Origin of the sequence: Desulfosudis oleivorans Hxd3 (genome assembly GCF_000018405.1) — a bacterium.
Taxonomy (GTDB): Bacteria; Desulfobacterota; Desulfobacteria; order Desulfobacterales; family Desulfosudaceae; genus Desulfosudis; species Desulfosudis oleivorans.
In genome coordinates, this window is the sequence record NC_009943.1 from 1,751,257 (window position 1) to 1,773,161 (window position 21,905).

Below are 21,905 nucleotides of genomic sequence, written 5' to 3' on the forward strand. Positions count from 1 at the left end.
CCTTCCAATCTTTTCCCGGGTTTTGTGAGATGCTCAGGCTGAAATCCTGTATCCTGCTTTTGTCTGCGTCTGTTGCCGCATGGATTTTTTTCTATTTTAATTTTATCCCCTTTTTTCCGAACAGCAGCGGGATGCTGGGTAATGATTACGGCCTGAAGCTGCCCCAGTTGCTGGACGGCTATTTCTGGTTTAAGACCAACGGTCTCTGGCCGGTTTACTGGTTTTCCCCGGCTTTCTGCGGCGGGGCCCCGGTGTTTGCCCATCCGGTCAATCATTTTTATTCCGTGCCCCAGTTCCTGACTTTTCTGATGGACCCGCTTGCTGCTGTTATCTGCACCTGGATGGTGTTCGGCGTACTGGGGTTTATAGGCTTTTTTGTTCTGATGCGCAGGGGCTTCAGCGTGTCGGTGTCTGTTGCGGTTTTCTGCGCCACGCTGTTTCTGTTTAATGGTTTTTTTGCCTCCAGGATGCGGATCGGTCATATCGATTACCATTCATTCATGCTGGTCCCCTGGTGCGCCGTTCTGCTGCTGATGCAGCGGCCTGCCGGAGCATGGGGGCGATGGATGCTTACCGGGGATACAATCGCGGCCGGACTGATCATTACCTATATGCTCTATTCAGGAGCGCAGTCGGTTCTGCCGGCGTTTGTGCTGACGGTTCTGGTTGTATGCCTGATCTGCCTTCTTCTCCGTCCCGATCGGTTCTCCACAAAGATTTTTATGCTGCAGTACCTGACGGCCTGTTTTCTTGCCCTTGCATTGTCCGCCGCCAAGCTCTCCGCAATTTTTCATTTTCTCAATCGTTTTCCCCGGACCCATTACGCATTGCCCCAGTTCGATGGTATCGTGGATACGCTTTCCGCCGTTTACCGGGCCCTTTTCACCGGATCGGCCCATATTTTTTTCACGAGCCGCATGATCCATCAGCCGTATCCCCTGGGGCCGCACGAGTTTGATTTCGGCCTGACCCCGGTACCGCTTGTCGTGGTGGCAGCCGCAGTGGTGTTTCGTTTGATGCAGGGACCTGTTAACGAACGCCGCTTCGCTTTTTCCCTGAAACGCGGGCTTCTTTTTTTTGTCGTCTGCCTGTTGATGGCAGTCCCCGTGTTTTTGAACACATATTATCCGGTGTGGGGTGAATGGTTGAAAACCGTTCCGATCATCAAGAACAGCACCCAGTGCGTCCGGTGGTTCTGCATGTATATCCCGGTCGTTATTCTCATGGCCGGCATTGCCATGGAAAAAACCCCGGTTTCTCTAAAAACACGCTCCGTGCTGGCTGCTGCGGGCGCGGCAGCGGTGATCCTCATGAACATGACGGCGGACCGGGCGTACTATCATTCACAGAGGTATTCGCCCGAGTCTATTGTTGACGCCTATCACGCAGTGAGAAGCGGGGAGGTGCGGCCAATGATCACCCATATCGGCGCGTGCGTCGACGAGAACGGAAGGGTGGACTGGCGGATCAACCGGAATGACACGATGACAGATCATCAGTCTCAGATGTTCTGTTACGACTCCATATTCGGATATTTTCTGGAGACCTTTCCGTTTAGGGGAATAAGGCCGGGGCCGGTGCTGGCGGCTGAAAACGGATATCTGAACATCAAGAATCCGGCCTGCTTTGTTTTCCCGGAAGCCAACGGATGCCGGCCGGGCGATCATTTTCGCGTGGATCAGATCGAAGATGCGTATGCCTTTACCCGATATCAGCCGTTTCCTTTCAAGGTCTCTTTTCTGCAGCGCGTGGCAAACGGGATCACCGGGGGCGCTGTGGCAGTGGTTTTCCTCGTGTTTGGGATGGTATGCTGGCAGCGTTTTCGATTGAGGAGCCGCACCTGAAACCAGACGGCTTTATACCGATGCCCGCAGGGCCGGCTCCAGCTCCGGGTAACGGAAGACAAAGCCGTTGGCCATGAGTTTTTCCGGCTCGGCCCGCTGGCTGTTTAGAATCAGCCCCCCCACTTCACCGGCCGCCAGTTTAAGCGCGAATTTGGGCACTTTTAAGAAAGCGGGCCGGTTCAGGACACGGCCGAGGGTTCTGGCAAAATCGGCGTTCTGAACCGGGTTGGGCGCGCAGAAGTTGACCGGTCCCTTTACCTTGTCATGGGTGGCCACAAACACCATGGCCGCAACCAGGTCGTCAATGTGAATCCAGGGAAACCATTGATTGCCGGAACCCAGGGGCCCTCCGGCAAACAGGCGGAAGGCCGGAACCATTTTGGACAGGGCTCCGCCGCCCGGCCCCATCACCACGCCGAACCGGGTGGCCACCACCCGGGCTCCTTTTTTTCCGGCTTCAAACGCCTCTTTTTCCCAGGCCACGCAGACCCTGGCCAGAAAGTCGGCGCCGGGTGTGCCCGGTTCCGTTAATATCTCATCCCCGCCGTCGCCGTAGTATCCCACGGCCGAGGTGTTGCACAGGGTAATGCCCGATGCGTCGGCAGGCAGGGCTTCCACGACGCGGCGGGTGGTCATGATGCGGCTGTCGTAGATCAGCTGCTTATAGGCCCTGGTCCAGCGCCGGAAGATATTGACCCCGGCCAGATTGATGATGACCTGTGCTGCCGTCACGGACTCCTGCCACGGTCCGGAGGAAGTGGTGTCGGCCTGGACATACGCAAACTTTTCATGGCGGAACATGCCGGCCGACCGGTCCACGCCGGTGACCGTGTGGCCCATGTCCAGCAGTTGTGCCGTCATGTGGGTGCCGACAAAACCGGAACTGCCGGTGATGAGGATGTGCATGATTCCCTCCTTTTTTGACGACGCCGTAAAAAGCCCAATTTCTGCGTTGCGCTACGCCCCTCGTCACTGCGGCGTACGTTCAGTACGCCTCATTCCTCGGGGCTTGCGACGCCTTGAACTTGAACTTTTTACGGCGTCGTCCGGTTTCTACCTTTAATCCCAAAGACAGAGACTATTGTAACGGTTTTTTGATAAATTGTTTATAAGAAACCGGATCATGGGAGCCGATCAGGGTGACGCGGTCTTTCGCTTCAGCCACCAAGGCTTTTAACCGTTCCACCTGTTTTGCGGCCTGTAACCGGTAGGTGTGGGCCACAGCCCGGAAAAAGGCGACGCCCAGGGGTGTTTTCCCTGTAACCTCATGTTTCACATAGAAGGCGTCCCCGCAGTGAAATACCCAGCCCTTTTCGGTTTCGAGGGCCACGCCGCAATGGCCCCGGGTGTGGCCCGGCAGGGGTACCAGCACAATTTGAGAAGGAAGGCCGGAAATATTTCGAATGCACTCCATGCCGAACCATGGGTCCGGCGACAGCTCGTTTTCATCGTGCAGGACCCAGGCCGGACCATGCTCCACCTGGCACCGGCGGTACCGGTGTTTTTCTCCGCTGTTTTCCGGTGAAAACACGGCATCATATTCCGGTTTCAGGACATGTACCCGGGCATGGGAAAAGTCGGAAAGTCCGCCGGCATGGTCGCTGTCCAGGTGGGTGCAGATGACATGCGTCACCCTTTCCGGGGCAATGCCCAGTTGTTCGACCTGGTAGACGGCCGTGTCCTTAATGTCGGGCCGTGCGTTGAGCAGGCGATTGGCCGGGCCCAGGCGAAGGGGATCGGCCATGTCTCTGGTGCCGAAACCTGTGTCGATCAGGATGCAGGTTGTGCCGGTTTCCAGCAGCAGACAGATGGAGGGTACGGTGGCAAGATGGGGCGCAAACCATTTTGCCAGCTTCGGAAACATGGTGGCGCAGTTCATATAATGAATTTTCATGGTCACCTCTTTTTTGGCAGCGACTAAAAATTTAAATTCACCGCATAAAAAGCAGAGCTCCAGAGGAAGCCCCGTCTGTTTTCAGGCCGCAAAAAACCGGTTTCCCACGGCCTCTATTTTTTCTTCCCTTGCCAGCTCCTCCAGCGTGAGAATGATCCAGCCGTCGGCGAGATTCCGCTTCTGGGCGTGCTCATCCCGGTAAAGCGCGCCGGCGATTTCATTGATGGTGGCCCCCCTGCCGCTGGTTTGCGCGATCACGGCCAGCACATCGGCGGTGCGCTGGGCCCGGTGGGCCAGAATCTGGCGAATGCGTTGCCGGGGTTCTCTGATGGGGCTGCCGTGGGCGCTTAAAATCAGGTCCAGTTTCGGCAGGGCCAGAATTCGTTCCAGTGTTTGCGTGTAGGCGGAGATGGACGACAGGGGCGGACCCAGCCAGGTGGTGATGGAGCGCAGAATGGTGTCGCCGGAAAAAAGAATGCCCCGATCTTCGCTGTACAGGGCGACATGATCGTCCCAGTGACCCGGTGCCGGCAGTATTTGCCACGGCTCATCGTTGATTGTCAGTTGACTGTTTTCCTCAACAAAGGTGTCGGGCCGGTCGATAAAGGTGGTGCCCAGCAGCAGGGATTGAATAACGGCCAGGTAGGCGGTGAGGGTCATCTTTTTTCGAAGGCCGATGTCATACTTCCAGTAGGCCAGGGCCCGGCGCCGGTATCTTGCCGGGTCGAGATTGACGGCCATTTTTGGGGTGAGCATGGACTGGATGCCGAAGCGCTTTTTCAGGTAACCAAGGCCTGAAAAGTGGTCGGGGTGGGAGTGGCTGGGAAGGGCCCGGGTAACGGCGAACGGTGTGCCCCGGGCGGCCATCACGGCCTGAATCCGTTCCATCTCTTTTGCCAGGTGTTCCAGAATGGCCTTTCTGCCGTAGCCGGTGTCAAAGACCAAGCCGTCGGAACCGGCCAGCACGTAGAGGTTGACCGGCGGCATAAGGGCGCCCATGGCCCCTTGTTCAGTGATCATGAAAATGTTGGGAGCAACCTCTTGCACTGCGTTTCCTTATTATCCAAATCGGTATCGGTATCGAATCGTTACCGGTTTCCCCGCACATTCAGCCGCTTCATTCTGTTATACAGGCTGGTGCGTTTCATGCCAAGGATTTTGGCGGCCCCGTCTGGCCCGGCGATTTTGCCCCCGGTTTTTTCAAGCACGTGGTGAATATAGCGCCGCTGCAGTTCGTCAAGGGTGGGCAGGTCGGTAAACGGATCGGCCCCGGGCCGCGTATGGCCCGCGGGCAGGTCCAGTTCCAGGTGGTCTCCGGTGGAGAGCAGTACCCCGCGCTCAATCACGTTTTCCAGCTCCCGCACATTGCCCGGCCATGGATAGGCACAAAGCCGTTGTTGGACTTCCGGGCTCAGCACCATTGCAGGCCGGTTGTGGCGCAGGCTGTGGCGCCGCAGGAAACAGGCGGCCAGAAGAACGATGTCCTGTTTCCGTTCCCTCAGGGGCGGCACCGTGATGGGAATGACGTTAAGCCGGTAATAGAGGTCCTCCCGGAACCGGCCGGCAGCTACTTGCCCGGCCAGGTCCCGGTTGGTGGCGGCGATCAGCCGGAAGTCGGAGAAAAGGGGCTTGGTGCCGCCCAGGCGCTGAATGGTCTTTTCCTGGAGCGCCCGCAGCAGCTTGACCTGGATCGACTTGGGAATCTCACCCACCTCGTCGATAAACAGGGTGCCCTGGTGGGCCAGTTCCAGCAGCCCCTTTTTTTGGCGGTCCGCGCCGGTGAAAGCCCCTTTTTCATGGCCGAACAGCTCGCTTTCCACCAGGCCCTCGGGTATGGCGGTGGGGTCCACCACGATCAGGGGCATATCGCACCGGCGGCTCTGCTGGTGTATTCGCCGGGCCACCAGCTCCTTACCCACGCCGGTTTCACCCAGGATCAGTACGGTGCTGTCCGTTGGCGCCACCTGGTCCACCTGGGTCAGCACGGCCTTGATCCGGCTGCTTTCCCCCACGATCTCCACCGTTCCGGTGACGGTGGAGGGCACGGCCAGTGGCGGCCGGAGTTTTTCAAATCCCCGGGAAAGATCCCATGCGTGTTCGATATAGCTGCCCAGTGTGTGGACCAGCCGGTTTAACTGGGCCGGGTCGAGGAAGTTGAAACAGTCGGTTACATAGGCGTTGTCATGGTACAGCACGCCCCTGGGTTTACCCTCGATTTGAAAGGGAAGGCAGAGAATCGCCTTTTCCCGGTAGGGATCGTCGGACCTGTCGCCCCGACGTACCAGGATAGACCGGCCTTCCCGCCATGCGTCAAACACCAGGGCCAGATTGGAGCGGAAGGCGTTGGAAAAGATCTCGGTTTCGGTCAGGTTGCAGGCGGCACGCAGGGCCGGTGTCTGTTTCGGCGTATCGGAAAACCAGAACAGGGCGCCCCGTTCCGCGCCGAAGTAACGGTTGGTGGCCTGCACCAGCCGGGTAAACAGCCGGTCCGGCGCCGGGCCGGGCATGAGCTCGGAAATGATGTCGATAAACCGGAGCAGGAATTCCTCCTTTACCTCCGGCGTCGGTTCCCGGGCCGGCTCTTCGGCAAGCAGGTGGCGAAGGTCGTCCGGGAAAAAGGTCTCTCCGTAGCCGGCCAGTTCTTTCCAGGCTTTTCGGGCCTGGCGCCGGGCTTCGGCAGGGTCGTCCCGCTTCAGGTGAATGCGCATCAGGGTAAACCGGGTTTTGGCCAGTTGTACCGGGGTGCCCGACTGCGCCAGGTATTCCGCGCTGGCGTTCAGGTCCTTTTCAACGGTTTCGGGCTCGGCACCGAGAAAAAGGCGCTGCTCGGCCATCAGCCGCAGCAGCACGCCCTTTAAATGAATGTTGGGTTCCCGCATGATGCGCATCACTTCCCGCTGCATCTCGGTTTCGGAAAAGATGGGCTTGCCCGCCTTGTAGAGTTCAAACCCCATCTCCAGAAAAATCGGCGTGGCATACTGCCGGACCAGGCCGGCGGTGGTCCCTTCGACAATGGCGTGGGTGATGTAGCGGTTGGCCTCCTCCAGCCGGCCCTCGGCAAAGTGGTAGTAGGCCATGCCGCCCCTGGCAAAATAGAGGGCCAGGTCGTTGCCGGTCTTTTCCCCTTCAGAAATGGCGCCGGACAGGTGAATGGCCGCCTCCTTGTTCTTCTTGAGTTCCAGCAGGACAATACCCAGCACGGCCCGGGTGGTGGCCGCAAGTGCCCGGTCTCCCCGTTCCAGGAGCATGCGGCGGTAGTAGTCCAGGGTGCCGATGGCCCGGTGAAACTGGCCCAGGTAGGCGGCACAGTAGCCCAGCCACATGGGGGCCGACGGGTTGGGTACCAGGGGCCCCTGAGTGGTTTCAAACCGTTCCACCGCGGCTTCAAAGTAGGCGATGGCTTTGGTGAACATGCCTTGAAGGTGGTGGTAAAGGCCGACAAATTCGGCGGCGCCGGCCTGAATGTCCTCGTCCCCCAGGGCTTCCACCTCGGTTTTGCCCTGTTGAAAAAAAGGAATGGCCGCCGACCGCTGGTTGGAAAAATAGTAGTGCCGGCCCAGGTGCAGCTTGATCATGGCCTTTGAGCGAAGGTCGCCCAGGTGTTCGGCCGCTTTCAGGGCCGCCTGGAGAAAGGGGATGGTTTGGCCAAACCCTTTGCCCAGAATAAAGTTCAGGTTGGAAAGCTCCAGGGTGGCTGCCACCAGCACATGGCTGGTTTCCGGCCGGTCCCCGGCGGCAAGCCGGGCCACCGCGTTGTGAAAATGGATCCGGGCCGCCTCCCGGTCAGCCGTTTCAAGGGCCGCCCGGGCCAGGTCCACCTCCAGGCGGGCCGCTTCTTCAGTATAGGCAGGCGGGGGTGCAGGATTCATCTTCCTCCTTCCAATCAAAATCGGTATCGCTGTCGGTATCGGTATCGGTATCGAAATCGAAATTTATGGACTTTGATCGTTTTGTTTGTTCTCTTTATCAGTGTACTTTTCTTGGCGCCAAGAAAAGTACCAAAAGAAGCGCGCCCCGCAGCTTGGCCTTCGGCTTCCCTCGCGCAAAGGCTTTTTCCGGGGCGGGCAGGAACTCGCCCGCTTCGCGGTGCTCAAACAACCTGCCCGCCTGCTTCCGGAAAAAGCCTTTGCGCTCGGCTGCGCTGCAACGGGCGGAATCATCTACCGGCCACTGTCGGAGCAATGTTTTGTTTCAGTGTTATTTATCGATTTCCCCAAACTGTCCGGCATTGTTGTTCCTTTCCAATCGGTATCGCTGTCGGTATCGGTATCGCTATCGCTGTCGAAGTTAACAATTTTTCATGACCGGATTGTCACCCGGTTGTTTTAAAAAATCAACCTGAATGTTCATATATGGACATTCTTGTGACCTTATATGGACATTGGCGGATTGGCTTATATGTTTATGCATTAAAAAACAGGTGTTTATTTTTTATCGGGCAGCGGTATGCTTCTTGCACAAAATTCACTGTTTTTGGCTTTAAAATTACCAACCATCTGTCATCTACAAAAGGAGCTGAACAATGCGCGATGTATATGTGATCGGCGTGGGCATGACCCCATTTGGCAAGCACATGGACAAGAACATGAAAACCCTGGCCGCCGACGCCACCAACCGGGCACTGGAACATGCCGGTATTACCAAGGATAAGCTCCAGGTGGCTGTTGTCGGCAATGCCTACCAGGGGTTGGTCACCGGCCAGGAGTCGATCCGGGGTCAGGTGGTGCTGCGGGCCATGGGCATCGGCGGCATTCCCGTCACCAACGTGGAAAACGCCTGCTGTTCATCGGCCACCGCGCTTCAGGTGGCGTGGATGGACATTGCCCTGGGCCTTCATGACGTGGCCCTGGTTCTTGGTATGGAAAAAATGTACATGGATGACCGGGAAAAACGGCTCAAGCTCTTTTCCGCCTCTGCCGACGTGGAGGTCATCGAAATGCTGGTCCAGGCCATGAAGGCCGATGCCGAACGCAAGCGCAAGGAGGCCGAGGCCAGGGGAGAAACCAAGAAAGAAAAAGAGTCCAAGGGCGGTAGTGCCTTCATGGAAATATACGCCATGGGAGCCCGGCTGCACATGGACAAGTACGGCCTCACCCAGCGGCAGCTGGCCGTTGTCAGCTCCAAAAACCACAACCACAGTGTGAACAACCCTTATGCCCAGTACCGCAAGCCCTTTACCGTGGAAGAGGTGCTGGCGGCCCAGCCTATTGCCTATCCTCTGACCCTTCCCATGTGCGCGCCGGTGGGCGACGGCGCGGCCGCGGCCATCCTGTGTTCTAAAAAGATGATCAAGAAACTGGGGGCCTCCAAGCCGGTCAAGATCCTGTCCACGGTGGTGGGCGGCGGCATGGACCGGGGCTTTGATGATCCCGACATCGGTGAGCGGGTGGCAAAGGTGGCCTATGAGGCCGCCGGTGTCGGTCCTGAAGATATCGACGTGGCCGAGTTCCACGATGCCACGGCCTTTGGCGAAGTGGTCAACACCGAGGCCCTGGGGTTCTGTCCCAGGGGCGAAGGCGGAATTTTTGCCGAGCAGGGTCACTCAACGCTGGGCGGCAAGCTGCCCATCAATCCCTCCGGCGGCCTGGAGTCCAAGGGCCACCCCGTGGGTGCCACCGGCGCCGGCCAGATCGCCGAGCTGGTGTGGCAGCTGCGGGGCGAGGCTGACGGCCGGCAGGTGGAAGGGGCCCGTATTGCTTTGGCCGAAAACGGCGGCGGCAACATCGGCATCGAAGAAGCGGCCATGGTGATCACCATTCTTCAGGCTGACTTCTGATCCACTGCGTCCGTCAGGCCGTGACCATGGGAAGGTGTTCAGGTGTCAATTTCGTTCTGATGTGCTCAAGTCCAGGCGGCAGGGCCTTTCCGGGTTCTGTGGGCTGCCTGTTTAATGAAACAAGGAGGGAAACATGTCGGATGTAAACAAATCAGGAAACATCGAAGATCTGTCCATCTTCAAGGCCGTCAACCTGAAGATCGACGATCCGGAAAAGGTGGCCCTGCGGTTTGTCAATGAGGACGGCACCGAAGAGCCTGTCTCCTATCAAAATCTGTTCGAGCAGACCAACCGCACGGCCCATGCCCTGCTCAAGGCGGGCATCGGCAAGGGCGACACCTTTACCATGCTTATGAAAAACCATCCGGAGTTTATCTACGCCCTGTTCGCCGCTGTTTCCATCGGCGCCGTGGCCGTGCCCATTGATCCCCGGTCCAGGGGGCGGAAGCTGGCCTTTCAGATCAAAAACACCAAATCCAAAGGCATTCTCGTGGCCGACCAGTTTATGGAAAGCCTGGAGGAGATCAAGGCCGATATTTCAGATGTGCCGGTGGTGGGGGTTTTGTACAAGGCCCATCACAAGGTTCCGGAAAACAGCGCCTACCCGGTTTTAAACGAGCTTCTGGAAACCGGCAACACCGACATTCCTGACAAGGCACTGCCTTTTGACGCAGGTGCGTCGGCTCAGATCATTCACACATCCGGCACCACCGGCGACCCCAAGGGCGTGGTGCTCAAGGCAGACCGCTTCCTTATTTATTCCTTCATGGCCGATTTCCTGTGGCAGTATCAGTCCGACGACATTCCCTACACCGGGCTCTCCCTGACCCACGGCAACGCCCAGTCCGTGACCCTGATGCCGTCCCTGGCCAAGAAGCTGCCCGCCGTGATCAGCGAGCGGTTTACCAAGAGCAACATCTGGGACATCTGTCGCAAGTACGGCTGCACCACTTTTTCCCTGCTGGGCGGCATGATGGCTGGCATTTACAACGAACCGCCCCGGCCCGATGACGCGGACAACCCGGTACGCAAGGTGATCAGCGCGGGCACGCCCCGGGCCATTTGGGAAGACTTTGAAAAACGGTTCGGCGTCAAAATTCACGAATGGTACGCGGCGGTGGAAGGGGGCCTGGCCCATAACCCGCCGGGCTCCGGTCCCGTCGGTTCATTCGGCAAGCCGCCCCAGGGACTGGTGGAGATGAAGGTTGTGGACGAAAACGACAACGATGTGCCGCCGGGCGCTCGGGGTGAGCTGATCAGCAGAATGGTCAACGGCCCCACCGAGGTGAACTACTACGGCAAGGCCGACGCATCAAAAGAGAAAACCCGTGGCGGATGGCTGCGCAGCGGCGACATCTGTCACCAGGACGAAGATGGCTTTTTCTATTTTGATTTCCGCAAGGGCGGCGGGCTCCGCCGCCAGGGCGATTTTGTCCAGCCCGACCTGATCGAAAAGATCATCGGCGAGCACGAGTCGGTGTCCGAGGTCTGCGTGTACGGCGTGCCCGCCGCGTCGGGTGCCCCGGGCGAGAGCGACATCGTGGCGGCCATGGCGCCCTTTGCGGGAAGAACCGTGGACGTGGAGGGGGTCAAGCAGACCTGCCTGGCGGAACTGGAGCGCAACTCCGTGCCCACCTATTTTCAGATCGTCGACGAGATTCCCAAAACCATTTCCGAAAAGATGTTGTCCCGGGTGCTGGAAGAGCAGTTTGACCCCAATGCCCCCAACGTGATTCGGGTCTGACACGGCTGACCCCCTGATCGAAAAAGGACAACCAGTGCCCCGCAGGGCGAAAAAGGAGAGCATCATGTTTGAGTCATTAAAACAGGCCTATCTGCCGGATATGAATTTTCCCGTCCGGACCATTGATGCCGAAAAATGCAGCAAGTGCGGCCGGTGTTTCGAAACCTGCCCCACCTACGGATACCGTTGGGAAAAAGGCCAGGTGCCCGAGCCCGTGGGCTACGGCGGATTCTCCCAGGCCTGCATCAACTGCGGCAACTGCATTGCCGTCTGCCCAACCGGCGCTATCACCATGACCGGCAGCTTTGTGATTCCCTCGGGCCGGTATAAGGTGCTGCTGGAGGGGAAAATGGCGGCCCCCCATCCCCTGGGCGCCGAAGAACAGCCCTATGAGACCATTGAACCGGAACTCACCGAGGTGGAAAAGGCCATTTATACCCGCCGCTCCAACCGGCTCTTCAAGGACAAGCCCGTGCCCCGGGAACTGCTGGCCCGCATTCTGGAGGCGGGACGGTTTGCCCCGTCGGCGGGCAACTGCCAGCCCTACCGGTTTATCGTGATCACCAACCAGAAGATCATCAAGGAGTTCGAGCGCCGGGCCATGGGCTCTCTGCGGCTGCTCAAGAACCTCTACATGGCAAAGGACGGCAAACGGTCCACGATCAAGAAGATCGTGTTCAGTGTCATCAGCTGGTTTTCGATCAACAAGATGGATCCCCGGCCCATCACGGCCATGGAAAAAGCGGACCACACGGACGGTGCCATCTACTTCGACGCGCCGGCGGTGATCCTGATTCTCAAGGACAAGCGGGGGATCAGTAATCCGGACCTGGATACCGGCATCTGCGCCCAGAACATGGTGCTGGCGGCCCATTCCCTGGGCCTGGGCACCTGCTATGTGTCGCTTCCCATGGAGCCGCTTTCCATGCCCCTGATGGCGGGGTTTCGCAAAAAGCTGGGGATTGGAAAACCTTATGTCGCGGTGACCAGTATTGCCGTGGGCTATGCCAGGGGAAAGATCGACGGCCCGGTGAAGCGCGACACGCCCAGGGTGGACTGGAAGCTTTAAACGCAGCCAAATCAACTCGTGAAATATTCGGGCGAGACGTGGCCAGATCAACTCGTGAAATATCCGGGCGAAACGGCCGGACCGTTGACATCAACACCAAACCACCTGGCCGAAAAAACGGCACGGCGTGAGGGTGAAAAATGGGAATGATCAATTTAAAGGGTAAAACGGTTTTTATCACCGGCGGCGCTTCCGGTATCGGCAAGGCGCTTTCCCGCTGTTTTGCAAAGGAGGGCGCCAACCTGATTCTCATGTCCCGCGAGGGGACAAAAGAAGATCTCATTCTAAAGGAGTGGGCCGAATCGTTGCGGAAAACCTGTTCCGTCGAGGTATGGACCGTCAGCTCTGAACTGTCTCGCCCTGAGGGGCCGGAAGACCTTTACAACCAGGTCAAGGCCTGCTCGCCGCGCGTCGATGTGCTGGTGAACAATGCCGCTGCCATGGCATTCGGTCTGTTTCATGAACTCTCCCTGGCCGATCAGGATCAGCTTGTTGCTGTCAACGCGCGGGCCTATATGGCGCTGATGCGACTGTTTATTCCCGAGATGGTGCAGCGTGGATCAGGGCATGTGCTGAATGTCTGCTCTGTGTCGGCTTTTGTACCCACCCCCCGTCACGCGGTTTACGGCGCCACCAAGGCCTTTGTTCAGGCCTTAAGCGAGGCAGTAAATGAAGAGCTGAAAGGCACCGGCGTTACTGTTTCTACCCTGAACCCCGGCTACACCGACACCCCGCTGCTGCAAGGCGGCGGCTTTCCCAAAAAACTGAGGTTCTACAGCTTTGCCGGCAAGGCCAGCCCGGCGGTCATCGCCGAAAAGGGGGTGAAGGCCTTTATCAAAGGAAAGCGGGTCTATGTGCCGGAGCCCCATCTGCGGGCGCTTTTCCTGTTTTTTAACCGGTTTACGCCCAAGCGCTTTATCAACGCCATTTCAGAGTGGATGGTAAAAGGCACCTGACCCGGTTCTTTATGAAATATCCGGGTTGAGCGGCGTCGGCTGCTCCTTTAATTTGCGTTACCGGTAACCCCGATATTTCTGGTATGGTGATTTGACGGTTTTTTTGCGGTGAATTTTTAAACAATCCCTGAAACAAGGATACGAAAATATGGCTTTTTTGCATGTTCCCGTGATTGTCGGGGCCGGCCAGGTGACCCGCCGACAGGTGACTCCCGTTGAAACCGGATCCCCGGTGGAATTAATGGCGCAATCGGTGCGGGTCGCGGCGGAAGACGCCGGCCTCACGGACCAGGCCGTGGAAAAGACCGATCTGCTGGTGACCACTTCGCTTTTCTCCGACGACGGCATTGTCAATGTGGCAGGATGCGTGGCCGACCGGCTCGGGCTGGCCGATGCCCGGTGCAGGGTTTCCGGGTTCGGCGGCACCGTGCCCCATTCCATGCTGCATCATGCCATGGAACAGATCGCCCAGGGCAGGGCCGAACTGGCCGTTCTCACCGGGGCCGAGGCCCAGCACACACGGCAGCAGGCGGTGAAAAACAACCGTTTTTTCGGCTGGGGCCTGTCGTCGAACCGCGACTGTTTGCCGCCGCTGTCTCCGGTGGGCCCGGCGGACGGGGCCTGCGAAACCGAGCACATTCACGGGCTTTCCATTCCCGCCTATGTCTATCCCATGTTTGAAAACGCCCTTCGAGAGCGGTATGGCCGCACCATTGCCGATCACGCGAATGCCATGGCCGACCTGATGCACCGTTTTTCCGAAGTTGCGGCGGACAATCCCCATGCCTGGTTTCAGGCGCCCTTCTCAACAAAAGAGATTGTCACAGCGTCGGGTGACAACCGTTACATCGCCTTTCCCTACACCAAGCGGATGAACGCCATGCTTTTCGTGGACCAGGCCGCCGCCCTGATCGTTACTTCCGAGGCGCATGCCGACCGCATGGGCATTGACAAGTCAAAACGGGTTTACCTGCACGGCTATACCGAGGCCCACGACCACTGGCATGTGCTGGAGCGCGAAGCCTACGGCGTTTCCCCTGCCATCGACATCGTGGGTAGGGCCGCCCTGGCCCAGGCAAAAACAACCATCGATCAAATCGATTTTTTTGATCTTTACAGCTGCTTTCCCGTGGCGGTTCAGGCCACCCGGGACATGCTCGGCATTGCCCAAAACGATCCCCGGCCCCTGACCGTGACCGGGGGCCTGCCATACTTCGGCGGGCCGGGCAACAACTATGTGCTGCATTCCATGGTCCAGATGGCCGATGTGCTGCGCCGCCATCCCGGCAAAATCGGCCTTGTGACCGGCAACTCTTTTTATATGACCAAGCACTCGGCAGCGGTCTGCTCCACCCACCCCGCGGCGGACAACAGCGCGGTTACCGCTGATGTTCACCAGTGCCAGCAGGAAGTGGACCGGGGGCCCAAAAATCAGATCGATTCCACCCCGTCCGGCCGGGCCACGGTGGAAACCTATACCGTGGTGTATGACCGGCACAACGGGCCCACCAAAGGAATTGTCATCGGAAAAACAGAAGAGGGAAAACGGTTTGCCGCCTACACCCCGCCCGATCCCCACCTGTTTGCCGCCATGACGGCCGAGGGTTTCTGCGGTGTTTCGGGCAGGGTGGTGTCAACGGACAAGGTCAACATCTTCACGCCGGAGTGACGAAGAGAGACAATTGCAGCCGTCGAGTTTTATGAGGTCGGCTGAAACGATAGCTCCTCCGGAGAATCATGTTGCGGCCTCGTCCAGTCCGGGAGAGCGGAGTGTGTTGCTTCAGCATAAAGTGTTTCCGGGGCGATATCCACTTCTTCATTACCCCATGTAAGCACCCCGAGTTCTTTATTTATATTGAAGTTTTTGAAAAATTCCAAATCCTTAAATTTTTCAAAAACTCCCCCTTGATTTAAGTACCTGGAAAAGTCAACAATTCCTGTGACACCATCTTCAAACGTCACTTCAATTTTATATTCGCCTTTGTAAACGGCGGAGATCACATCTTTCAGCATGATATTTACCTCTCTATTGTAAAGGCTTAATTTTTCTTGGAGCCTGGTTGCTTTTCGCTAATTCCCAGTTTTGCAGCAACTCGGTCTTATGCTGAGAAGCCCATTCAATTACAAGACCCAACGCACGGGGCGAAAGATTGCCTTCAAGTATACGCAGGGTCTCAATTTCGATGACCACTTTTTCGTCGCCATACCGAGCATGGAAATGCGGTGGATTGTGGTCACCGAAAAACATGGCTACTATTATACCATAAAATCGGCTTATTTCAGGCATAGTCAACTCCAACTAAAACCAGCTTAGTTTTGATACGACCAATGGCAGCAGCCAGAGGGAGCCAGGGCTTTCACCGACTTTCTTACAGATGGTTAATGCTCAATCTCCCGGGTTGTTCAGCAAAGACTGCCTTGGCTGTCGTTTCGGACTCACTTGTTATGCGCTTTATTTCACTTTGGGCCAACGATTGTATCCAACTGCTGGATCATTGGACCGGTACTGACGGATAAATTCAACTTCTTTTGCCGATAATTCTTCATCTGTAGCAGTTTTTGACTCCCATAGAATCTGCTTTCTCACAGTGTAGTCTTTTCGCACTGATTCTGGAAGATTTTGAAAGTCCTCATTTATAATGGCCATGTCAGGACTGCCGAAGTATCGATGGCTCCCGATGGTATCTTTGCCAATGTAAATCTTCCCTGTTGGATATGTTATCATGTATATTTGTTTCACATTGGCACTCTTTTAGAAGCGCATAACATAGATTCTGTTTTGTGACGAAAACGGCCTGCGAGACCTTTGCTTCCCCATTTTCTTCGACCCTAATTTTATTCCGGAAAAATGTCAAATAAAAGCATGATGCCGGCTGCGCGCCGGGCCGCATGATCAACATGCGGCGCCGTCATGGACAAAGGCAGAAAAGTTGTTTTTGCGGGGGGCAGGGGACGGGCTTTGGGAGCGGGAACGGCGCGGGCAGGCTGTCGCTTTGCCCGCGCCGTACGGTAAAGAAAAACGGTTGGCAGGATTATCTTAACATTTTCCCCATATATGACGCGGCTGCCTTGATGATGCCACCGTTCAATATGCCGGTGACCACCAGGTTTACCGGGACCAGCGGGATTTCCCACTGGATCGTCTGGCGCCTGGCTTCCACCCATTGCCGCATGCGTTTTCGCCAGCTCTCCTTTTTTGCTTTTTCAGCCGTCATTCTAAAGGAGGCGGTGATGGTGTAGGGCTGCCGGATATTATTGAAGACCAGACTGGACCGCAGTTTTTCAAACAGTATCATCACCTGCAGGGCCTTGCTTTGCAGGCGTGCCGACAGGGACAGTTTGCCGAAAAATGCCTCATACTGTTCGCGTACCTCACCGGCCAGTTGCCGGGCATGTTCATCGGGCGCGTGCCTGTACAGAACATTCAATAACGGGTACATGAATTTGGCCCGGGCGACCTTTTCCTCGTGCCGCAGTTTCATAAAACCCGTTTTATAACCGCGCGTGGCCATCACGCCGCGCATGGCGGTATCAATGATTCTCAGCAACGAAGGGCCGTTGAGCTGATAATCCCGAATAAACGCGTTTTTCAGATACGTGGCCGACTCCTCGCCGGAAAAATGGGGATGGGTGAACCATATCTGATGCTGGCCATGCCACTCCTCGTAAGGGATATCCTGCCGCAACCGGCCCTGTTTTTCATAATCCTTATACAGTGCTGTGCCCGGCAGCGGTCCCAGTTGCATGAACTGGACAAGGTCGGCATCCAGGCCGGTGATGAAATTGATATCCTCATGAATGGTCTCTTTGTCGTGGTGCTCAAGGAAAAGAATTCCCGAGGCAAGCACGGAAATGCCGTGATCCCGAAGCTCTTTTATCAAGGCTTTAAAGTCAATCCCTTTGTTTTTCTCATACACCTCTTTTTGTGATTCCGCGCCCATCCATATAAAATTGACCCCCAGCCGGAGAAGAAAATCGATCCCCATCCGGGTAACCGTTTCAGCGGATGAAAAAATGTTGAATGTATAATTTTTGCCGTTTTTTTCCAGTTCGCAAATAAGCTCCCGGGCACGGTCTTCTGACTTGAGAAAATTTTCATCCATGACAAAAAAATCGGTAATGCCCAGCTCTTTTTCCATTCGCGCGCAGACGTCATATATCTCCCGGCCGGTTTTAAAAAAAGGCGTGTAAACCTTCTGGAAATAGTGCGTCGTGCAGCAGAACCGGCATCCATTGGAACACCCGACGCCCGTCATGATAACCCCTGAATCCCGGGGCAGGGGAACGCCCACTATGTGTTTGTTAAACGATGAATAGATCATCGGGTGAACCACAGGCGCGTTGACATCCTCATGAAAGAGCTGCCGCAGAAATTTTACCCCGTCCCCCCGGCACACATGGTCACAGGGAATCAGCTTCTCAATGTTGCCGATGCTGGTGCCGTGGCCCCCCAGAATAATCTTTGTTTTCGGGGAGACGTGCCGGATGATCTCCGCCATTTTCTTGGCCTTGGCAAAGTTGGGAACAATAAAGGAGATGCCGATATAGTCGTATCCTTTTTTAACCTCATCCCGGAATCGTTTTTGGGACGGAAAATCAAGGACCATGGTCGGTATCCGGACATTCTCGGCCATCAGGTGGAGCCCCCCGCTCTGGTGGTTTATGCGAAGGGAAAAAACCCCCTGTTCCCGTGTAACCTGGTTATGGAACAACTCCATGATGTTTTCTTTACGGCCATATGCGTCATCAACGCCATAGGGGCCGAAAACAGATGTCAGCAGCAGTTTCATCAGTCTATCCTTCTTTATTCATTTTCAATGTTGTTTCAATACCGCAAAGAGGCGGTTGAGTGCTCGGGCCGGAGATTTGACGAACCATCCGGGATGATCGGTGAACTCAGAACAGTTAAAGCATAGCAGTTCCCGGTTGCGCCCAAAAGCGATCTTTCGGGTGTTGCAAAAGTTTTACAATCAGGGAGTTGGTGGTGGGTTTTAAAAACAGGAAGGATGGGTAAGGAAGCTGGTTTGCAGCAGGGACCACGGTCAAAGTGCGGGGCCTGTGCCTTCCGGTAAAGAGAATCGGTCGACAGTGGGTGCCAGGGGCCAAGGCCGCCGCAGGTGGGCTTGCCTGTGTTCAGCCTGAAAGCCGGGCTACCACTGGCCTTCGGCATTGGCCTTGTCGGCAAAGGTGACCCGGCCTTCCTTAAAGGCGGTGACGGCCTCGCGCACCGTGCCGGCCACGTCATTGGCCACCTTGACACCGGCGGCGTCCAGCACCTTGAAGGCATTGGGCCCACAGTAGCCGGTGAGAAGTGCCTGGGCCCCCCTGTCGTGGATGGTGGTGGCGGTCTGAATACCGGCCCCCTTGAAGGCGTTGACGTTGTCCGCGTTGTCGATCACCTCGAATTCAAATGTGCCCGAATCTACAACCAGGATATAGGCAGCCCGGCCAAAGCGCGGGTCCACGGCCGCTTCCAGATCGGTCCCCCTGGATGTGACGGCAACTTTCATGGTGACTCCTTTCTGTTTACAACCCGGCCACCAGATCAATGATGGCCCTGGATGTGTATTCGCCCACGTCGGCCAGGGCGTCGATGGGCAGGAAATTCGCGGCATTGGCCGAGTAGAGGCAGGTCACGGCCGCGGGAAACTCTTCATCGGCCTCGTAGATCAGGTAACAGAGAAAAATTTTGGGCACCGGGTTGACCACAAAGGAAAAATCTCCGCCCAGGCCGGCCGGTGCGTTTCCGCCGTTTAGCAGGGTTTTGATGGTTGTCAGCCGAGCCTTGATTGCCCCGGCATGGGGCACCAGCACCTGTTCGGTGTGGGTGGCAAAGGCCCCGGCATAGGGCATGGTGTTTTCAAACTCCTTGAACGCCTTGAAGACAGTGACGTCGGCGGGCTCATCCGCGGCATGAAGCGCGTAAAGGGAGAGAATAATGCCCCGGGCATCATGGAGCATCTCTTTTCCCAGGAACACCCCTTCCGGCGAAAGGGTGCATATTTTTCCAAAAGCCGGGAAAATAAACCGGTCTCCGTCCTGTTTTGCCGGCAGTATGCGGACCAGGTTATCCGGCAGGTTTTCGTAGAGAACCGCAAGGTTCTGTTGTATCAGGGGCGTATAGTTGGTATCCACATAAGGCCTTTTAAAAAAGGATATTGTTTTTGATAACTCCCGGCGCTTTTCCCTCTGTTTCTTTGTGCTGCTGTGATCCTGTGGTTTTATATGGCTGTATAAGGCAGGCTCCGTATATTTTGCGGATACACACCTCAGGAAGGTGGTTGCTCAAACCCTAGTTTTTATTAATACACCATAAGACCCAATTATTTTCAAACATAAAACAGAAGGGCCGCGATTCGGATTTTCGAACCACACCGTCCGGGAAAGATCTTTGTCATGCTGCAGGGCTACTACCCCCGGGCCAGCCAGTGGGCCGCCTTCTTCACAAATACCGTCTGATCGGCTTCCGTGCTGATGCGGTGGTCACCGCCTTCAAATATTACCAGTTTTTTAGGGTCGGCGCACAGGTCGCATATTTGCCGGGCCTGTGCCATCGGCACAACGGCATCCTGTTCTCCATGAAACAGCAGCACGTTTGAAAGGCCGGCAACGGCTTCGGCCAGGTTGAACCGCAGCGCCCGGTCATAGAAAGAGGGGGGCAGGGAGCGGGCCGTGGGGTTGTCAGACAGCTGCACCGCGGCAGCCACGGGTTCGCTTTCCAGGGGCGCGGCCACGGTAACAATGCGGATGCCGGGCCACTGCCGGGCCGATGCCAGCACCACGGCCCCGCCCATGCTGCTCCCGAAAAGGCCGGCAAGGCCAAGGGTCTGGGAATGGCCGGCCACTGCCTGCAACGCGTCTTCCAAGTCCCGGCACCGGGCCTCAAGAGAGGTGACGGTGGCAAAATCGCCGTGGCTTTTCCCGCATCCCCGGTGATCAAAACGGAAAAAGGCCAGTCCCTTTTCACAGCAGGCCGCGGCCAGGGCCTGCTGCTTGGGGGACTCCTTGTCCGCGAACAGCCCGTGGCATCCCACCACAAAAGGGGCGGGCAGGCGGTGGGGCAGGTGGAGTACGCCCTGCAGGGTCAGTCCGTCAGATATGAAGGCAAGGGGTTCAGAGGTCATAGGTGAAAATGGCTCCGTTTCGATTTTTCGCAGTTTATTATTTGGTGGACAGCGATTTTTAAAGACAACTTGATTGATGCGATATTTTTTATGAGGAGTAGAATCAATCTTATCTGGATTACCCGGTCAAGCCGCCTATGAGAAAGTGAGTCAACAAAAAACACTTCTCCCTTAACAAAAATCGTTTTTTGCTCACGGTCTCCGCCTTGCCTTTAAACCATCGTCTTTTCGCCGAGGTAACGTAACGCGGTTTTTCCGGTCTTGCTTTATCCAGTATTCCTTATCCGCCTATCTGAACTCTCTATCTCTGCTTGCAGAGAATGGGTTACGATAAATTCCAGGAATAGAGGGGAGGCTAATCGGGTAAACAAAGCATCATCCGCTTAAGCAGATGTCTTACGGCTTGACTTGAGCTCTTTCCCCTCACCTGCACAGACCATCATCCAGTATGATGAAACCATCGGCTCAAGAGAGGTCTACAGGCCTGGTTATTTCACGGTCACGTTATCTGTTTGGCGACTCCTTTTATAAGGCTGATATTTTTCCCCGCTTTTAAAAACCCCCAAGCTTAACGTCGCTAACCTGCGACAGGCTTTGTGTCGGGCGTCATATTCGGGTTCGCCCCCAGCTACCAAATATTCATAATAATCATTAATCGGATTATTCCCGCCAATGGCCGCACTTACACCGGTCTTATACACATCTTTTAATTGACGACAATATCGAGGCGTGCGTTTACCATAACTCTTTTTCCCGCTTATCTTCTCATGCTTGATCAGACCCGCGTAGCTACAGTAGTGCCCCTTGTCCGCAAACCGGAATGGCGATACTACACGTGCTACAACCTTGACGGCATTAATATCCCCAATCCCCGGTAAACTCTTCTGGTGCCTTATCGCCGGGTATTTTTTGGCCAGACGCAAAAACTCTTTTTCATAAGCGGACTTTTCTTCCTCATAAAGCCCAATCTGCCGGTTTAAACAGCCCAACACAAAAGCATTTTCACCAACAACTTCCTGATTGCCGCAGGCTTTGAGCAACGAGTACCGCTGATTTTTCAATCGCACCCCCGCTTTAACCAAATCTTCATAACCGCTGACGAGACGGCGAAGAAGTAAAAAATTATCGTTGGTATGAAAAATCTCCTTCAGGAGGCCGGCCCTCAATAATTGCACCAACTTTGACGCATCAATTTTGTCGTTTTTAGGACCATCGTTTAACAACTTATTTCTGTGAGGATCACACACTACGATCTTATCCACCTTCTCCTTCAGTTCCGTGTACAACCATTGAGAAGTCGTCGTCTCCTCCAAGGTCAGAACCTTGGTCCCCTTTAACCGGTCTAAATAAAGCTTCAATTCCTCAATGTCCGATGGTACGTCGATCACAGTTATTTTGTTTGATTTTTTCGTCATTCGCGCAATGGCCATATTGCTGGCTGCCCAGTCTATTGCAATGTAATGGTTGTAAATGGTATCGTCCATCATGGTCTCCTTTC

General features: G+C 55.9%; 19 protein-coding genes. 7 read left to right on the forward strand and 12 right to left on the reverse strand.

The genetic code is table 11. The features are described 5' to 3' along the window. Nucleotides 1-29: 29 nt before the first annotated feature. The gene (locus tag DOLE_RS07545) at nucleotides 30-1,844 is read left to right on the forward strand and encodes a hypothetical protein (RefSeq protein ID WP_012174886.1); all 1,815 of its coding nucleotides are present in this window, start codon (nucleotides 30-32) and stop codon (nucleotides 1,842-1,844) included. Between the two features lie 12 nt (nucleotides 1,845-1,856). On the opposite strand, the gene DOLE_RS07550 is transcribed toward DOLE_RS07545, so the two are convergent. The 4 genes from DOLE_RS07550 to DOLE_RS17260 all read right to left on the reverse strand — a co-directional run bounded on the left by DOLE_RS07550 (nucleotide 1,857) and on the right by DOLE_RS17260 (nucleotide 7,607). Beyond that, the gene (locus DOLE_RS07550) at nucleotides 1,857-2,750 is read right to left on the reverse strand and encodes a TIGR01777 family oxidoreductase (RefSeq protein ID WP_012174887.1); all 894 of its coding nucleotides are present in this window, start codon (nucleotides 2,748-2,750) and stop codon (nucleotides 1,857-1,859) included. 172 nt (nucleotides 2,751-2,922) lie between these two features. Further along, nucleotides 2,923-3,738, reverse strand: a complete 816-nt coding sequence (locus DOLE_RS07555; protein ID WP_012174888.1) for an MBL fold metallo-hydrolase — start codon at nucleotides 3,736-3,738, stop codon at nucleotides 2,923-2,925. A gap of 81 nt (nucleotides 3,739-3,819) precedes the next feature. Then, nucleotides 3,820-4,758, reverse strand: coding sequence for an MBL fold metallo-hydrolase (locus tag DOLE_RS07560; protein ID WP_153304389.1), 939 nt, complete (start codon nucleotides 4,756-4,758; stop codon nucleotides 3,820-3,822). 68 nt (nucleotides 4,759-4,826) lie between these two features. After that, nucleotides 4,827-7,607 (reverse strand): sigma 54-interacting transcriptional regulator, encoded by a 2,781-nt coding sequence (locus DOLE_RS17260; protein ID WP_012174890.1) that lies wholly within the window; start codon nucleotides 7,605-7,607, stop codon nucleotides 4,827-4,829. Between the two features lie 85 nt (nucleotides 7,608-7,692). On the opposite strand from DOLE_RS17260, the gene DOLE_RS07570 reads away from it, so the two are divergent. The 6 genes from DOLE_RS07570 (at nucleotide 7,693) to DOLE_RS07595 (ending at nucleotide 14,952) form a co-directional block, all read left to right on the forward strand. Next, nucleotides 7,693-8,067, forward strand: coding sequence for a hypothetical protein (locus tag DOLE_RS07570; protein ID WP_153304390.1), 375 nt, complete (start codon nucleotides 7,693-7,695; stop codon nucleotides 8,065-8,067). Nucleotides 8,068-8,260: 193 nt separating this feature from the next. Beyond that, complete coding sequence (locus DOLE_RS07575; protein ID WP_012174892.1) at nucleotides 8,261-9,514, forward strand: thiolase family protein; 1,254 nt, start codon at nucleotides 8,261-8,263, stop codon at nucleotides 9,512-9,514. A gap of 133 nt (nucleotides 9,515-9,647) precedes the next feature. Further along, a complete protein-coding gene (locus tag DOLE_RS07580) occupies nucleotides 9,648-11,258 on the forward strand; it encodes an AMP-binding protein (RefSeq protein WP_012174893.1) in 1,611 nt (536 codons plus the stop codon). Between the two features lie 64 nt (nucleotides 11,259-11,322). Continuing rightward, nucleotides 11,323-12,327: a nitroreductase family protein gene (locus DOLE_RS07585; RefSeq protein WP_012174894.1), complete on the forward strand. Its 1,005-nt coding sequence runs from the start codon at nucleotides 11,323-11,325 to the stop codon at nucleotides 12,325-12,327. A gap of 140 nt (nucleotides 12,328-12,467) precedes the next feature. After that, entirely contained in the window at nucleotides 12,468-13,283 is an 816-nt protein-coding gene (locus DOLE_RS07590) for an SDR family NAD(P)-dependent oxidoreductase (protein ID WP_052294275.1), read from the forward strand. A 148-nt stretch (nucleotides 13,284-13,431) separates the two neighbouring features. Next, the gene (locus DOLE_RS07595; protein WP_012174896.1) at nucleotides 13,432-14,952 is read left to right on the forward strand and encodes an acetyl-CoA acetyltransferase; all 1,521 of its coding nucleotides are present in this window, start codon (nucleotides 13,432-13,434) and stop codon (nucleotides 14,950-14,952) included. A gap of 29 nt (nucleotides 14,953-14,981) precedes the next feature. Here DOLE_RS07595 and DOLE_RS07600 read toward each other — a convergent pair whose 3' ends face one another. The 8 genes from DOLE_RS07600 to DOLE_RS07635 form a co-directional block, all read right to left on the reverse strand. Next, nucleotides 14,982-15,296 (reverse strand): DUF2442 domain-containing protein, encoded by a 315-nt coding sequence (locus tag DOLE_RS07600; protein WP_012174897.1) that lies wholly within the window; start codon nucleotides 15,294-15,296, stop codon nucleotides 14,982-14,984. Nucleotides 15,297-15,309: 13 nt separating this feature from the next. Further along, nucleotides 15,310-15,570 (reverse strand): DUF4160 domain-containing protein, encoded by a 261-nt coding sequence (locus DOLE_RS17930; RefSeq protein ID WP_012174898.1) that lies wholly within the window; start codon nucleotides 15,568-15,570, stop codon nucleotides 15,310-15,312. 165 nt (nucleotides 15,571-15,735) lie between these two features. Continuing rightward, nucleotides 15,736-16,023: a GIY-YIG nuclease family protein gene (locus DOLE_RS07610; RefSeq protein WP_041280435.1), complete on the reverse strand. Its 288-nt coding sequence runs from the start codon at nucleotides 16,021-16,023 to the stop codon at nucleotides 15,736-15,738. Nucleotides 16,024-16,315: 292 nt separating this feature from the next. Next, nucleotides 16,316-18,073, reverse strand: coding sequence for a B12-binding domain-containing radical SAM protein (locus DOLE_RS07615; protein WP_012174900.1), 1,758 nt, complete (start codon nucleotides 18,071-18,073; stop codon nucleotides 16,316-16,318). Between the two features lie 360 nt (nucleotides 18,074-18,433). Next, the gene (locus DOLE_RS07620; protein ID WP_012174901.1) at nucleotides 18,434-18,793 is read right to left on the reverse strand and encodes a NifB/NifX family molybdenum-iron cluster-binding protein; all 360 of its coding nucleotides are present in this window, start codon (nucleotides 18,791-18,793) and stop codon (nucleotides 18,434-18,436) included. A 16-nt stretch (nucleotides 18,794-18,809) separates the two neighbouring features. After that, the gene (locus DOLE_RS07625) at nucleotides 18,810-19,418 is read right to left on the reverse strand and encodes a DUF3786 domain-containing protein (RefSeq protein WP_012174902.1); all 609 of its coding nucleotides are present in this window, start codon (nucleotides 19,416-19,418) and stop codon (nucleotides 18,810-18,812) included. A 275-nt stretch (nucleotides 19,419-19,693) separates the two neighbouring features. After that, a complete protein-coding gene (locus tag DOLE_RS07630) occupies nucleotides 19,694-20,407 on the reverse strand; it encodes an alpha/beta hydrolase (RefSeq protein WP_012174903.1) in 714 nt (237 codons plus the stop codon). Between the two features lie 488 nt (nucleotides 20,408-20,895). Further along, nucleotides 20,896-21,891 (reverse strand): IS110 family transposase, encoded by a 996-nt coding sequence (locus DOLE_RS07635; protein WP_012174904.1) that lies wholly within the window; start codon nucleotides 21,889-21,891, stop codon nucleotides 20,896-20,898. Nucleotides 21,892-21,905 lie beyond the last annotated feature (14 nt).